The sequence below is a fragment of the Escherichia sp. B1147 genome, from assembly GCF_001660175.1.
Lineage (GTDB): Bacteria > Pseudomonadota > Gammaproteobacteria > Enterobacterales > Enterobacteriaceae > Escherichia > Escherichia whittamii.
This window is the reverse complement of record NZ_LFHY01000042.1, coordinates 1-260: the sequence shown is the minus strand read 5'-3', so window position 1 is coordinate 260 and position 260 is coordinate 1. Positions and strand designations below refer to the sequence as shown.

Below are 260 nucleotides of genomic sequence, written 5' to 3'. Positions count from 1 at the left end.
AAAAATACTTCAGAGTGTACCTGCAAAGGTTCACTGCGAAGTTTTGCTCTTTAAAAATCTGGATCAAGCTGAAAATTGAAACACTGAACAACGAAAGTTGTTCGTGAGTCTCTCAAATTTTCGCAACGCGATGATGAATCGAAAGAAACATCTTCGGGTTGTGAGGTTAAGCGACTAAGCGTACACGGTGGATGCCCTGGCAGTCAGAGGCGATGAAGGACGTGCTAATCTGCGATAAGCGTCGGTAAGGTGATATGAAC

Annotated in this window: 1 rRNA gene; it reads left to right on the top strand. The window is 43.8% G+C overall.

The annotated features are described in order from the left end of the window. Positions 1-164: 164 nt before the first annotated feature. A 23S ribosomal RNA gene (locus A9180_RS22210) occupies positions 165-260 on the top strand; the annotation flags it as partial.